This is a genomic window from Microbacterium sp. LWH7-1.2 (assembly GCF_038397755.1).
Taxonomy (GTDB): Bacteria; Actinomycetota; Actinomycetes; order Actinomycetales; family Microbacteriaceae; genus Microbacterium.
Genome location: NZ_CP151637.1, coordinates 826202 through 839945 on the forward strand (window position 1 = coordinate 826202; position 13744 = coordinate 839945).

Consider the following 13744-nt stretch of genomic DNA (forward strand, 5'->3'; position numbering starts at 1 on the left):
CGCTACCGGAGCGGCGCGGGCGTTGTCTGCCCTGCACAAACGCACCAACTTCCAGCCTAGCGAGTTCGAGACGCTCCGGACGCACCTCGTAGACTGACCACGAGGGCCTTTAGCTCAGCTGGTAGAGCGCCACGTTTACACCGTGGATGTCGTCGGTTCGATCCCGGCAGGGCCCACCCGAGATGTCACCGCCGGTCCGCGCGCGGATCCCCGTCGCCGCTTCGATCCCCGTCGTCCCGCTCGTGCGAGACGACGTGGGGCAGCGCGAACTCCTGGTACCCGGGCTGGCCGATCTTGGAGTGCCTGTGCGAGTACGCGAAGTAGATCACGAATCCCAGGACCAGCCACACCACGAATCTCAGCCACGTCTCCACCGTGAGGTTGAGCATCAGGTAGACGCAGATCGCGGCAGACAGCGCCGGCAGCCACGGGTTGAGGGGCACGCGGAAGGTGCGGTGCAGGTCCGGGCGCTTGCGCCGCAGCGCGATGACGCCGATCGACACGAGCACGAACGCCGACAGCGTGCCGATGTTGACCATCTCTTCGAGCAGGCCGATCGGCGTGAAGCCCGCGACGACGGCGACCACGATCGTGACGAGGATCGAGATGACCCAGGGCGTGCGGAACCGCGGGTGTACCTTGGCGAGGCCCATGGGCAGGAGCGCGTCGCGCGACATCGCGAAGATGATGCGCGTGGCGCCGATGAGGAGCGTGAGCACGACCGTGGTGAGGCCCGCGACGGCGCCCGCGGAGATCAGTGTCGCCATCCACGTCGCCCCGTGGAAGGCGAAGGCGTTGGCGAGGGCCGCCGCCGGGTCGAGGTCCTCGTACGGCACCATGCCGGTGACCACGAGGGCGACGGCGCAGTACAGGAGCGTGCAGATCACCAGGGAGGCGATGATGCCGATCGGCAGGTCGCGCTGCGGGCGGCGGGTCTCCTCCGCAGTGGTCGCGACGACATCGAAGCCGATGTACGCGAAGAACACGAGCGCGGCGCCGGCGAAGATGCCGCCGACACCGAAGGCGGTCGGCTCGATGCCCGAGAGGAACTGCAGCAGCGGCTGGCTGAGCCCTGTGGCGGCCTCCCTCGGCGCGGGCGCGGGCACGAACGGCGACCAGTTCGCGGGACTCACGAACAGGAGGCCGGCGACGATGACGAACAGCACGATGAAGAGCTTCACGGCGACGAGCACCATGTTCACGCGCAGCGACTCCTTGATGCCGAACGTCATGAGGCCGCCGAGCACGAGCACGAGCAGGATCGCCATGAGGTCGACGGTGCCGCCGTATCCGATCTCGGCGGGGATCGGCATCCCGAGCTGTTCGAAGAGCGTGCCGAGATACGCGCTCCATCCCTGCGCCACGACGCTCGCGCCCAGGAACATCTCGAGGATGAGGTCCCACCCGATGATCCACGCGAACAGCTCCCCGAGCGACGAGTACGAGAAGGTGTAGGCGGATCCCGACACCGGCACGGTCGACGCGAACTCGGCGTAGCAGAGCGCGGCGAGCGTGCAGGCGATCGCGGCGACCACGAAGCTGATCACGATGGCCGGTCCCGCGACCTCGTGCGCGGCGCGGCCGGTGAGGGTGAAGATGCCGGCGCCGATCACGACGCCGATGCCGAAGACCGTGAGGTCCAAGGCCGTCAGGGACTTCTTGAGTCGGAATTCCGGTTCGTCGGTGTCGGCGATCGACTGCTCGACCGACTTGGTGCGGAGAACGCCCATGGTTCGCGCCTTTCGTCTTCGGAACGGCCGGTCGTCGAATGCTAGCCGCCACCGTTCGCGCCGTCGATGCCCACGGTAGGTTGGTGACGTGAACGCCAGCCCCGCAGACCAGCGCCGCCTCGTCGAGGTCGCCCAGCTCGACGCCCGCATCCGCCAGGCCGACAACGCCCGTAAGAACCCGCCGCAGGCGGGTCGCGTGCAGGAGCTGCTGGGCCGGCGTCAGGAGCTCTCGCAGGAGCTGGGAACGCGCCTCGGTGCCAGGGACGATCTGCGCACCGAGCTGTCGCGCATCGAGTCCGATGTCGCCGTGGTCGACGCCCGCGCGGCACGCGATGCGGGCCGCCTGGCGGCCTCGACCAACTCGAAGGAGGCACAGGGGCTCGAGAGCGAGCTGGCCGCCCTCGCCCGCCGCAAGAGCGATCTCGAAGACGCGGAGCTCGCCGTGATGGAGCGTCTCGAGACCGCCGACGCCGCCATCGCCGAGCAGGAGGGCCTCATCGCGGCGACCAACGCCGAGGGCGCCGAGCTGAGCGCCGACGGCAAGCGTGCCGTCGCCGAGGCGACGGCGGCCTTCGAGGCAGCCACCCGTGACCGCGCGGCCATCGCAGGCAGCGTCCCCGCCGACCTTCTCGCCTTGTACGACCGCCTCGCGGTCCGCAGCGCGGGCGCGGCGTTCCTGCGCCGGCGCACGTGCGAGGGCTGCCACATGGTGCTCGCCGGCACCGACCTGCAGGTGCTGCGCCAGGCCGGCGAGAACGACGTGGTGACGTGCCCCGAGTGCGGCTGCATCCTCGTGCGCGACGACGAATCCGGGCTGTGACCGCAGCCGGGCAGCGCTGCGGTGGGCGTGTCTGACGCCCCGGGCTGGATCGTCCTCGGGCGGACCGGACGCGGCGCCGCCGCCGTTCTGCTCGACGCGAACGCCGACGAGCTCGGCCGCGACGAGGTCGACGGTGCCGCGCTGTCGTCGTGGATCTCGGACGCCGAGTCCCGCTGGGCCCCGCGGTGGGTCTGGCACGACACGCCGCAGTGGTACGCCGCACTCCTCGCCGAGGGCGTCCGCGTGGCCCGGTGTCACGACCTGCGCCTGTGCCACGCGATCCTGCGCGACTCGGCGCTGGTCGCCGCGACGGCGGGGGTCAGGCGGGCACGGGAGTGGGATGCTGCGCCGCACGTCGATGCCGACGAAGCCGCGCCCGCCCTGTTCGAGCTGGATGCCGTCGCGCGCGGTTCCGGCCCGCCCGCCGACGTCGAGGCGGCGCTGGCCGAGTTCGCGCGTCAGCGGGATGCGGTCGCCGGCAGCACCGAGTCCGGTCGTCTTCGACTGCTCACGGCTGCGGAGTCGGCGGGCGCGCTCGTTGCCGCCGAGCTGCGTGCGGCGGGACTCCCATGGGACGCCGAGGCGCACGACCGCATCCTCGTGGAGACCCTCGGGCAGCGCCGTCCCGGTGGCGCGCAGCCCCTGAAGCTGGCCGCGGCAGCGGAACGCGTGCGCGCGGCACTCGGCGATCCTTCCGCGAGCCTCGATTCCCAGCCGAAGCTGCTCCGATCGCTCCACCGCGTCGGTGTGCTGGTCGAGTCCACCAGCCGGTGGGAGCTCGCCGAGCAGCGGCATCCCGTCATCGAACCGCTCCTCGAGTACAAGAAGCTGTCGCGGCTGCTGTCGGCGAACGGGTGGGCATGGCTGTCGGAGTGGGTCGCCGACGGCAGGTTCCGCCCGGTCTACGTTCCCGGCGGCGTCGTCACGGGGCGCTGGGCGTCGTCCGGCGGGGGAGCGCTGCAGCTGCCTCGTCAGCTCCGCGAGGCCGTCCGCGCGGACCCGGGATGGCGGTTGGTCGTCGCCGACGTCGCCCAGCTCGAGCCACGCGTGCTCGCGGCGATGTCGGGCGACACGGCGCTCGCGGCGGCGGCCCGCGGACGGGACCTCTACACGGGGATCGTCGACAGCGGTGCCGTCGCCACCCGGCAGGAGGCGAAGATCGCGATGCTCGGCGCGATGTACGGCGCCACCACGGGAGAGTCGGGGCGGCTGGTGCCGCGCCTGCGCCGCGCCTATCCGCGCGCGATGGGTCTCGTCGACGACGCGGCCCGCACCGGCGAGGACGGCGGCACCGTCTCCACGTGGCTCGGCCGGACGTCGCCGGCCCCGTCGCCGGAATGGACCGCCGCGCAGTCGCTCGCGACCGAGGTGGACGCCTCCGGCGCCGACGAGAACCGCGCCCGGCGCTGGGCCCGCGATCGTGGTCGTTTCACGCGGAACTTCGTCGTGCAGGGCACCGCCGCCGAGTGGGCGCTCGCGTGGCTGGCCGACCTGCGCGGGCGCCTCGCCGCGCTGCCGCCGGTCCCTCCCGAGCGCGGCGCGCCACGTTCGGGGCCGGCGTTCGAGCGCCGGCCGCATCTCGCCTTCTTCCTGCACGATGAGGTGATCGTGCACACCCCCGAGGAGCATGCGGATGCTGCGGCCCAGGCGGTCACGGATGCCGCGGCGACCGCGGGGCACCTGCTCTTCGGCGGCTTCCCCCTCGACTTCCGGCTCGACGTGCGCATCGCCGAGACCGCGCTCAAGGACTGACCGCGCCGCGCGCACCCGCAAGGCGGCGATAAACTGACGAATGCGAATGGGTCGGCTGGACGGTCGCGTCGCGGGCGGTTCGCCGCCGCGCGCCGAGGAACGTCCGGGCTCCACAGGGCAGGGCGGTGGGTAACACCCACCCGGAGCGATCCGCGAGACAGTGCCACAGAGAGCAGACCGCCCGGCTTCGGCCGGGTAAGGGTGAAAGGGTGGTGTAAGAGACCACCGGGGTCGTGGTGACACGTCCCGCACGGTAAACCTCGCCCGGAGCAAGGCCAGACAGGGGATGACGACGCGGCCCGCCGAGTCCCCGGGTAGGCCGCTGGAGCGGCACGGCAACGTGTCGCCGAGAGAGATGACCGTCCACGGGGCTCACGCCCCCGGACAGAACCCGGCGTACAGGCCGGCCCATTCGCCTAAATGATTTTGATCAGGTCTTTCCTGGTCAGTTCTGGTCCGCAGTCCGCAGAGAGTCCGCGGAATCCGCGAAAAGCACGGAATCGATGGCCTCGCGTGTGCGGTCGTCGGAGTCCGGCCACAAGTGGCTGTAGGTGTCGAGAGTCTCGGCCGCAGTCGCGTGCCCGAGCCTCGTCTGCACCACTTTTACCGACTCTCCGTGGCGGATCAGCAAGGACGCGTAGAAGTGCCGCAGCGAATGCAGGCCAGTGCCGGTGGAGTCGGTCAGCTTCGCCGCCGTGCGGGCCGCCGCAAATGCGTGCCCGAACTTCTGCCGCGTGATGCCCTTGCCACCGAGTGTGAACAGCAGTTCGCCGTCGCCGACTCCGTACATCGCGATGTGCTCGTTCAGCGCCGCAACGACGACGCGCGGGAGCGGCACCACTCGATCGGACGCTTCTGTTTTAACCGGACCGAACTCAGCCGTGCCGCCGGCCCTCGTCACCAACTGCCGGTCGACCGTCACGGCGGGGTTCTTCCCAAGCAGCCGCACGCGGTCGCGCGTGAGCCCGAGCGCCTCGCCCTGTCGAAGCCCGGTCCCGGCGACGAGCACGATCAGCGCGCTCAGCTCCGCGGGCACCTGATCGCGGAGGATCTCGACCTGAGCGTGCGTGAGCGGCACCACGCGGGTCTTTCCGACCTTCGGCAAGCGGACGCCGGTACAGGGGGACTCGGCAATCTTCTTGTCGTGCACGGCGGCGCGGAAGACGCTACCGATGATCTTAAACACGAGCGCGACCGTCGAGGGGGCCAGCGCCGCCCGGCCGTCGCTCGCCGTGCTCATGCGCTTGACCAGGCCGCGCAGGGTTGAGGTGGTGATCGCCTCGAGCGGCATGTCTCCGATGACCGGGTACACGTGGAGGCGCAGCCGAGTCTCGTAGCTGTCCGACGTCTGCCCCCGGTGCACCTGGGAGCCGCGCCACTGCTCGGCGTAGTCGCGAAAGGTGATGCGCCCGGCCTTCGGGTCAACGTACCGCCCCGTTAGGACGGATGTCGTCACCTCGTCGAGCCACCGCTGAGCGTCGCGCTTCAGCTCAAAGTGCCGGGCGTGCTCCTTGCCGGCCGCGTCACGGTAGCGCGCGCGCCAAACGCCATCAGGCCTCTGCTTGACGCTCGCCATGATCATCCTTCGGGAAGCTGGGCGAGTCGAAGTCCACGTAGCTCAGGTCTGCGTCGGTGAAGGCAGCATCTGGGGCCACGATGCGGTGAGGTCGCGACTCAGAGGTCTCGTGATCGACGAGCAGCTCGCGCGGAATATCAGTGTCAGTCACGATCGGGGCGGCCACTGCGCTAACGACGTCGGTGACGATGCTGGTGACAGCTGCGACGAGTTCGGCACGATCGGCGGCACTAGCTGGCCACGCGTATCCCGGCTGCGCGTCATGACTGGCCGATCCTGACACTAAGTGGTGGATGTAGGTGTCTGCTGTGATCGACGCATCGCCGGTCTCAGCGACCAGTTTGTCCGCCGCATTGGGATGCGCGCGGAGAATGTCCTGAGTTGCCGCGACGTCCGACACCCACTCGATGATCGAGTTTCGCAGTGCATCGAGCGACCCCCGCGCCGTCATATCCCTGAACCAGAAGGTGGCTTCGGGGGTGTCCTGGCTCGGAAGCAGGGAGCGAATTGGCACACGAAGGATGTCGGCGATCAGGTAGGCCTCTGAAAGCCGCACGCCTCGTGCTCCGGCTTCAATTCTGGACACCGCGGGCGCATCCACCTTCATTCCTCGCTCCGACAGCCGGTCAGCCAACTCCCGCTGCGACCAGCCCTGGTTCTTTCGAGATTCGAGTACGGCCTTACCGAACAGCACATCTGGGTCGTCGATCATGTCCACGAGCGTACGGCAGTTTGGCGAAATAGACAACGACTTGTTGCGTACACCATCGACCCATGCTACGTTGGTCACGTCGACAACCCATTGTCGATAAATACAACTCCGGACCGAGAGGGATCTGATGTCTACAGCCACCGCGCCGGTAGAGCCGGCACCACGCTTCTACTTCGTCAAGGAGGTAGCTGCCGAACTCCGGCGGACGGAGGCCTCGGTCCGCTGGCTCCTGCACACAGGTCAGTTGAAGGCGGGAAAAGTGGGCGGCCGAACCGTGATCAAGCCCGATGAGCTGGATCGGTTCATCGAGTCCGGCTTCGAAGGAAACGCCTGATGGCGTCTCGAGGTACGCGCGGGATGATCCTGCCTCCACACGGCGACGAGTCGCTAGCAGAGTACGTCGCGCGACAGAGCAATCCGATCAAGCCCAGTGTCGAGAACAACGCGGAGATCGACGCCGCGAACAAGGTCATCCATGACCGCCTGCACGGAAGGAGCGAATCATCGCCAGACGCTCGTACTTCGGCCCCTCCGAGCCGACGCTCAAGTGCGCACAGCCCACGCCACTCACCGCTGATGAACGGCGACGACTGATGCAGCTGCGCCGAGCACTGCAGCCGGCCACCGCCGCCGGAACCGCAATGGCAAACGCCATCGCACAACGAAAGAAAGGCCCCGCGGCAACGGGACCTTTCGAGAACACCACTGAGGAAACCAACGATGTCTGAGTCCACTGTAAACCCCACACCCCCAACTGCACCGGCAACCCCTGTCTGGGCCTCCGAGACGCTTCTCCTGGATGCGGACGCGTTCAACGGCCACACGTGGGAGCACCGCGGCCCGGTGCATGGATCCTTCGGCGTAAGCGCGCAGTTGGTGCAGTCCGTCTCGTGGGAGCGGGGGATGTACACGAAGTACGGCATCGAGGTGCGCGTCATCGCGAACCCAGACAGAGTCCATGAGGAGATCGACGAACACTTCTCGCTGATGCACGCGGTACGCCTCCGAGAACTGCTTACCGTGGCCACGGGCGAACTGACGCTGCTCGACGCGGTCGAGTCCACGCAGCCGATGAACACAACGCTCAACCGCGACTCTCCGCCGGACACGACGGTCGACTCCCGGTTCGCGGGCGGGTCGATTCTCGTGGAGCAGCACGAGTTCCTAGACCAGAACGTGGTCAAGCTCGCGATTCCCGGCGGCAACGGCGTGCCGCTGTTCCCTCACGAGGCGCGCGCACTCGCGGCCGCGCTGACACGACACGCCGACTCCGTCGACACACGACGTGGCGCGCTTAGACGGCCGACCGGCACCGACGACGCCCTCCGGGAGCTCGACAACGAGTGATCGTCTCCACCATCACCTCGAACCCCTGCGCTAGCACGATCGGCGCAGGGGTTCGTGCTGTCCAACATCAGAACACTGCAGGAGGTATCGCACGAACGCCTACGACTGCCGAGACCGCCGCGAGTCCACGGACGGGCCCTGGATCAACCAGCACACCTTCGACCCGATCAGCGGATGGTGCTACTGGGGATGCGGATGCCGCGTTGACGGCCGCGTCGTCAAGAACAAGAGCGGCGACGTGATCTACCCGGGCACCGGACTGAGCGACCACGACAAGCCGAAGTTCGCCGCATGGGCGCAAGCGGAGAACGACAGGATGCGCGCGGAGGCCGTCGCCCGTGGCAAAGCCCACCACCTGAACAGGAGGGCCGCGTAGATGGGTGGGGTTCCGTTCGAACTGACCACGGCAAGCGACTTCGTACAGGTCCGCCTCGAGCTGATGCGCTACCTCCACGACCCGCTCGCCGCGATCGTCTTCACGCGGATCCAGTTCCGCACCAACGACGACAGCAGGGCCTGGGTCGAGCATGATGGCCGCCGATGGTGGACGGTTACCTTAGGCGACCTCGCCGCCGAGATGGGAGCCACCGAGAAGCAGATCCGCCGCGTCATGGATGACCTCACCGACCGCGGCGCGCTCATTCGGACGCAGCTACAGCACGCCGGTCCATACGACCGCCGATACTCCTACTCGCCCGTAATCACCGAAGTGCCCTCAGGGGCACATCGTGTGCCCTCAGGGGCAGATGTAGAAGTGCCCTCAGGGGCACTTGTTCCTCTTATCAAGAACAAGGAAGAAGCAGCAGGCGGAAGGCCTCATCCGCATGACCAGAACGCCCGCCGAGCACTGACCGATCTGAAGAAGGACCGGCATCTCCCGCTGTCGATCGACGAGCTCCTGGCCCACGCCTACTCCCTCGGCGACGGCGACCCCTGGCAGGGCTACCTCGTGGTCAAGGTGAAGACGGAGGCAACGATCACGGGGGCAAACAACCCGGCCGCTGTCCTGCGTGCCCGGCTGAAGGCGGATGCTGCATGACCGCCCACCACCGGGACCCGCTGTACATGCGCAACGCCCGCATCATCCGCAAGCAGGTCAACGCCGAGCACAACGCCGGCCGATCTGTCACCTGTCACAAGTGCGGCCGGGAGATCCAACCCGGCCAACGCTACGACGTCGGCCACCGCATCGACGCTAGCCGCGGAGGCACGCACGACCTGACCAACCTCGGACCCGAACACCGACGAGAGAACCGAGCAGCAGGCGGACGCCTCGGCGCACTCATCACCAACACCACCAGCCGCACGTCGAGAGGACTGCCCACATGGTGACGGACCCTGTACGCCCCGCAGACACGACAGAACCCGACCCGACCAACCACGGGCCGGGTTCTTTGAGTGAAGCCCCTACGCCCCCCGCTTCGGCTCTCACAGGCGCGGTTTTGTTCGACGCTGAGCCGTGGCTCGCACTGCGCGCTCAGGCGACGCCGCCGTTGCACGTGTCGGAGCTCGTCACGACCGAGGAGGATCGACGCGAGTTCCTCCGCGGAGCGACGATGCTGAGGTTCTTCGGAAGCCGTGCGATGCGCGGCCGGGAGCCGAAGTCTCAGCAGCTGCTCGTGGTCGACATGCTCGCCGCCGGCCAGCCGCGAAACGCAGTCCTGTTGCCTCGCCGCTCGTCGAAGTCAACGACGCTCATCGCGATCGGCCTCGGTCGGGCCGAGGCTCGCGAGGACTACCGGGTCGCGATCCTGACGATGACCACGGGTAAGGCGGGCCGCTCGCGATTCATGAAAGACGTCGCGCCCGCGCTCGAGCGGTCGGGCGTCGACTGCAAGATCGTGCGCGCGGCCGGGCAGGAGCGCGTCGAGTTCCCCGACTCCGGCGGGATGGTCGCGTGGCTGTCGACGATGGACGACCTCCGAGGTGAGGCGTTCGACATGATCATCCTCGACGAGTCGGGCGAGCCTGACCCGCAGAAGGTGGAGGACACCCTCGCCGCTGCGCTGCCGACACTCGATACCCGCCCGGGCGCGCAGATCGTCGTCGCCGGCACGGCGGGCAAGTACCGAGTCGGGAACCTGCTGTGGGACTGGCTCGTGCTCGGTCGCGCTGGCCGCGCGGCGATCCTCGAATACGCAATGCCCGAGACCGCGCAGGACGAGGAACTCGACGACTGGGAGACGGTCGAACCTCTCATCCTCGCGGCGCACCCGGGCATCGGCACACTAACGACGCTGGACGCGGTGCGCGGCAACTGGGAGACCCTGCCGCGTCGCGTGTTCGCTGCCGAGTACGGCGGGCTGTTCGGCGACGAGGGCGGCACAGTGAACCTGTTCGACCCGCTGAAGTGGGCGCGGACCGGACTCGACGGCGCGCTGCCCGCGCCGCCGGAACGGTTCTCGTTCGCGTTCGCCTCGCACCCGGACGGCATCGCCGTGTCGATGGTTGCCGCGTGGCGCGACGACGACGGCCGCGCCGTGCCGCTGTTGGTCGACAGCGTGGACGGGATCGACAAGGCCGCACCGATCCTGCTCAAGTTCGCCCGCAAGTACCGGGTGCCGCTCGTGTACGACGCGGGCAACCAGGTGAACCTGCTGCTTGTGGAGAAGCTGAACCAGGCGAACCCGCGCCCGAAGCTCGAGCCGCGCGCGTTCATGGAGGTGAAGAAGGCCGCGTCGCTCGTGGTCGAGGAGGTCGACCGGGAGAACGTGCGCCACTGGCGCGAGCAGGTGCTCCTGAACGAGTCCATCCACCGGACCATGAAGCGCAAGTCGGGTGACCGCGGGTGGCTGCTCGGTCGTGACCCGAAGCGCCCCGACGACGACGTGACGCCGTCCGAGGCGTGGGCACTGGCGCAGCTGCACTTCGACACCACGAGACCGAAGGCCAAGGCGCGCGGGCGGGTGGCCGCGTGAGGGGGCGCATTCGGATCGACGCGTCCTCGGTCACCTTCCTCGCGTTGTGCGACGACTGCCCCGGCTGGTGGGCGCTGGAGTTCTCACGGTTGGACGCGTGGCGCTCGGCTAGGCATCATGAGCGCGAATCGCACCCAGGAGCCAAGCAGGCAACCAAAATGCTCAATCACTTGACGCGGACCCTAGCAAATTGATAAGTCCGGGAGACCATTGAAGTACATGGGACTCCTGGACTTTCTCACGAAGCGGACCCGGATGGTGGAGCTGGCCACCTCCGGGTCCTCTTCGTACACGCTGCCGCAACTCGTGTCTCCACTCGCCGGGTCGACGTCGCAGATGTCGCGTCTCGCGTGGTCGGAGTTCTACGCCGGCGAGATCGGCGAGCTGTCCCGTGAGGGCGCTCTGCAGATCCCCGCCATCAAGAAGGCCCGCAACATCCTGGTCACCTCGATCGCTGGCGCTCCGCTGCGGCAGTACCGCGGTGAGACCGAGATCGAACGGGACTGGCTGCACAACTCCGCGTCGGGGATCTCGCCGTGGCACCGCATGGCGGCGACCGTAGACGACCTGATCTTCTACGACTGGGCGTGCTGGGCCGTCAGCCGCCACTCCGATGGGACGATTCTCGACGCCCTGCGGATCCCGTACGAGCGGTGGGCGATTGACGACCTGACCGGCGCGGTGACGGTCGACGGCAACGTGGTCAGTGCTGAGGAAGTCATCGTCTTCCCCGGGGCCGGCGACGGCGGTCTGCTCGCCACGGGCGCGCAGACCATCAAGGGTTACAAGGCCCTGGAGCGTGCGTGGATCGGTCGGGCACAGAACCCCATCCCGCTCGTCGAACTCCACCAGACCACCGATGACCCGCTCACCGATGGCGATGAGCAGGAAGAGGAAGACGAGATCGGTCGCCTCGTCGACGAGTGGGCCGCCGCACGCCTCTCACCGAACGGTGCTGTGGGCTACACGCCGCACAACATCGAAGTGAAGGTACACGGCAACGTCAGCGCCGACCTGTTCGAGCAGGGGCGCAACGCCGCCGTCCTCGACGTCGCACGCACGACCGGGGTTCCCGCGTCGCTGCTCGACGGTGCACAGACCAACGCATCCCTGACTTACGTCACGACCGAGGGCAAGCGCTCCGAGTTCGATGCACTGTCGCTCCCGCAGTGGCGCGACCCGATCGAAGCGCGGCTGTCCCTCGACGACGTCGCCCCGCGCGGCGAGGTCATCCGCTTCGACCGCCGCGAGGATGTCGCGGTCGCCGCCGATCCCGTCAGCGCACCCCTGGAGGACTGACCCATGACTGATGCCCTGTTCGCCGTCGACGTCGAGAACCGACGCATCCGCGGACTGCTGCTGCCCTACGGCGAGCTCTCTCGCCCAAACGTGTCAGGGACGGAGCCAGTCATGTTCTCCGCAGGCACGGTGGAACTTCCCGCCGACCCCAGCATCGTGACGCTGAACGCCGGGCACGACGCGCTGGAGCCTCGCGGCCGTGCCATCGATCTCGAGGAGACGGACGCCGGGATCGTCGCGGAGTTCGAAATCGCCCGCACTCCGGAGGGTGACGCGCTGCTCGCCGAGGCGCAGCAGGAGCCTCGCCCGCGTCTGAGCGCCGAGCTTCGCGCGCTGGTCCGCCGGGGCGCGAACGCCGTGTCGTCGCGTCTGCGGGGTGCCGCTGTGGTTCCCGTGGGCGCTTTCCAGTCGGCGGCGCTGTTCGCCGCGCTCGACCCCGTGGCAGAGGCCGCAGTCGAAGAGATCGCAGACGAGATCGCGGATGCCGTGATCGACGCGCTGACCACCGATGAGGCAGACGCCCTGTCGGACACCACCGAGGGCGCAGTGCCTGAGGCAACCTCTGAGGAGAATGACGTGACCGGTACCCCGGCTGTCGTGCCCGCGGGTCTCGTGCCCCCGGCGCAGAAGAAGGACGAGACCACCGCGGACGGCCTGTTCGCCGCGATCGCCGCTGTGAAGGGCGGCAACCCCGACGCCGTGAGGGCGTACGCCGGAGGTGACGCGCTGTTCGCGATCGCGACCGTGCAGCACTCCGGCCCGTCGACCGTCACCATCGGCGCGGACGTGCAGCAGCCCGCGTATGTCGGCGAGCTCTGGAAACGACGCCCCTACTCGCGTCGCTTCGTTCCGCTCGTCAACCACGGCACGCTCACCAACTACCAGGTGATCGGCTGGCAGTGGGACGACGCCAAGGAGCCCAACGTCGGCGACTACACCGGCAACACCGCCGAGATCCCGTCGAACGCTGTCGACACGAAGCAGGTGACGGCCACCGCGGCCCGCATCGCCGGCGGCCACAAGATCGACCGCCGCTACCTCGACTTCAACGACCAGGGCGTCATCGGTTCGTATTTCACCCACATGGTCGAGGACGTCGCCCGCAAGACCGATGCCAAGGCACTCGCCGCGATCATCGCAGCGGCGACGGCGACCACGCCGGGCACCGTCCCGTCTGGCGTCGCGAAGGGTCTCGCTGCGATCGTCGACGGCGCGCTCGACATCATCGCCACCGACAACGCCCCGTCGTTCGCACTCGTCGACTCGGCGCTCTGGCGCGACATCGTGCTCACTGGTCGCGATGAGGTACTCGGCTACCTGCAGGCCGGCTTCGGTCTCGAGGAGGGCAGCCTCGACGGCTTCAAGATCCTCCCCGCCACGGTCGGCACCGCCGCGAACGTCGGCAAGCAGGTCGTCGTCGGCGCGAAGGAAGCCCTCACCTTCTACGAACTCGGCGGCGAGGCCCCGATCCGCGTCGAGGGCATCGACCCCCACCACGGCGCATTCGACCCGGCCGTATTCGCATACTGGGCGACCATCACCAACAACGCCGCCGCGCTCCGCGTCGTCACCACGGTCTGAACGACGGGG

General features: G+C 68.4%; 12 protein-coding genes, 1 tRNA gene and 1 other RNA gene. 11 read left to right on the forward strand and 3 right to left on the reverse strand.

Annotated features, from left to right (window positions below; all coding sequences use genetic code 11):
* Positions 1-103: 103 nt before the first annotated feature.
* Positions 104-176: transfer RNA gene (locus MRBLWH7_RS03935), tRNA-Val, on the forward strand.
* 9 nt (positions 177-185) lie between these two features.
* Here MRBLWH7_RS03935 and MRBLWH7_RS03940 read toward each other — a convergent pair.
* Positions 186-1730 carry an amino acid permease gene (locus MRBLWH7_RS03940; RefSeq protein WP_341999364.1) on the reverse strand — a complete coding sequence of 515 codons (1545 nt, stop codon included), beginning with the start codon at positions 1728-1730 and terminating at the stop codon, positions 186-188.
* A gap of 88 nt (positions 1731-1818) precedes the next feature.
* Between MRBLWH7_RS03940 and MRBLWH7_RS03945 the strand changes: the two genes are divergently transcribed.
* From MRBLWH7_RS03945 to rnpB, 3 genes are all read left to right on the forward strand, one after another.
* Positions 1819-2550, forward strand: coding sequence for a C4-type zinc ribbon domain-containing protein (locus MRBLWH7_RS03945; RefSeq protein ID WP_341999366.1), 732 nt, complete (start codon positions 1819-1821; stop codon positions 2548-2550).
* A 21-nt stretch (positions 2551-2571) separates the two neighbouring features.
* Entirely contained in the window at positions 2572-4302 is a 1731-nt protein-coding gene (locus MRBLWH7_RS03950; protein WP_341999368.1) for a bifunctional 3'-5' exonuclease/DNA polymerase, read from the forward strand.
* Positions 4303-4349: 47 nt separating this feature from the next.
* Positions 4350-4717: RNase P RNA component class A (gene rnpB / locus MRBLWH7_RS03955), an RNA gene on the forward strand.
* Positions 4718-4747: 30 nt separating this feature from the next.
* Here rnpB and MRBLWH7_RS03960 read toward each other — a convergent pair.
* Together MRBLWH7_RS03960 and MRBLWH7_RS03965 are read right to left on the reverse strand one after the other, a co-directional pair.
* Positions 4748-5878, reverse strand: coding sequence for a site-specific integrase (locus tag MRBLWH7_RS03960; RefSeq protein WP_341999370.1), 1131 nt, complete (start codon positions 5876-5878; stop codon positions 4748-4750).
* Complete coding sequence (locus tag MRBLWH7_RS03965; RefSeq protein ID WP_341999373.1) at positions 5853-6668, reverse strand: helix-turn-helix transcriptional regulator; 816 nt, start codon at positions 6666-6668, stop codon at positions 5853-5855. Before MRBLWH7_RS03965 ends, MRBLWH7_RS03960 begins: the two co-directional genes overlap by 26 nt.
* A gap of 49 nt (positions 6669-6717) precedes the next feature.
* Between MRBLWH7_RS03965 and MRBLWH7_RS03970 the strand changes: the two genes are divergently transcribed.
* The 7 genes from MRBLWH7_RS03970 (at position 6718) to MRBLWH7_RS04000 (ending at position 13735) form a co-directional block, all read left to right on the forward strand.
* Positions 6718-6924: a helix-turn-helix domain-containing protein gene (locus tag MRBLWH7_RS03970; RefSeq protein ID WP_341999375.1), complete on the forward strand. Its 207-nt coding sequence runs from the start codon at positions 6718-6720 to the stop codon at positions 6922-6924.
* Between the two features lie 386 nt (positions 6925-7310).
* Positions 7311-7937 (forward strand): hypothetical protein, encoded by a 627-nt coding sequence (locus MRBLWH7_RS03975; protein ID WP_341999376.1) that lies wholly within the window; start codon positions 7311-7313, stop codon positions 7935-7937.
* Between the two features lie 376 nt (positions 7938-8313).
* Positions 8314-8976 (forward strand): hypothetical protein, encoded by a 663-nt coding sequence (locus tag MRBLWH7_RS03980; RefSeq protein ID WP_341999378.1) that lies wholly within the window; start codon positions 8314-8316, stop codon positions 8974-8976.
* Entirely contained in the window at positions 8973-9269 is a 297-nt protein-coding gene (locus tag MRBLWH7_RS03985; protein WP_341999380.1) for a hypothetical protein, read from the forward strand. Before MRBLWH7_RS03980 ends, MRBLWH7_RS03985 begins: the two co-directional genes overlap by 4 nt.
* A gap of 110 nt (positions 9270-9379) precedes the next feature.
* A complete protein-coding gene (locus tag MRBLWH7_RS03990; RefSeq protein ID WP_341999381.1) occupies positions 9380-10855 on the forward strand; it encodes a hypothetical protein in 1476 nt (491 codons plus the stop codon).
* A 255-nt stretch (positions 10856-11110) separates the two neighbouring features.
* Positions 11111-12154, forward strand: coding sequence for a hypothetical protein (locus tag MRBLWH7_RS03995; protein ID WP_341999384.1), 1044 nt, complete (start codon positions 11111-11113; stop codon positions 12152-12154).
* Between the two features lie 3 nt (positions 12155-12157).
* Complete coding sequence (locus tag MRBLWH7_RS04000) at positions 12158-13735, forward strand: hypothetical protein (protein ID WP_341999386.1); 1578 nt, start codon at positions 12158-12160, stop codon at positions 13733-13735.
* Positions 13736-13744: the final 9 nt, after the last annotated feature.

Excerpts from the sequence above, each read along its gene's own strand:
- MRBLWH7_RS03940 (WP_341999364.1), bottom strand. The coding sequence starts at position 1,730 with ATGGGCGTTCTCCGCACCAAGTCGGTCGAGCAGTCGATCGCCGACACC.
- MRBLWH7_RS03960 (WP_341999370.1), bottom strand. The coding sequence starts at position 5,878 with ATGGCGAGCGTCAAGCAGAGGCCTGATGGCGTTTGGCGCGCGCGCTAC.
- MRBLWH7_RS03970 (WP_341999375.1), top strand. The coding sequence starts at position 6,718 with ATGTCTACAGCCACCGCGCCGGTAGAGCCGGCACCACGCTTCTACTTC.
- MRBLWH7_RS03975 (WP_341999376.1), top strand. The coding sequence starts at position 7,311 with ATGTCTGAGTCCACTGTAAACCCCACACCCCCAACTGCACCGGCAACC.
- MRBLWH7_RS03980 (WP_341999378.1), top strand. The coding sequence starts at position 8,314 with ATGGGTGGGGTTCCGTTCGAACTGACCACGGCAAGCGACTTCGTACAG.
- MRBLWH7_RS03985 (WP_341999380.1), top strand. The coding sequence starts at position 8,973 with ATGACCGCCCACCACCGGGACCCGCTGTACATGCGCAACGCCCGCATC.
- MRBLWH7_RS03995 (WP_341999384.1), top strand. The coding sequence starts at position 11,111 with ATGGTGGAGCTGGCCACCTCCGGGTCCTCTTCGTACACGCTGCCGCAA.
- MRBLWH7_RS04000 (WP_341999386.1), top strand. The coding sequence starts at position 12,158 with ATGACTGATGCCCTGTTCGCCGTCGACGTCGAGAACCGACGCATCCGC.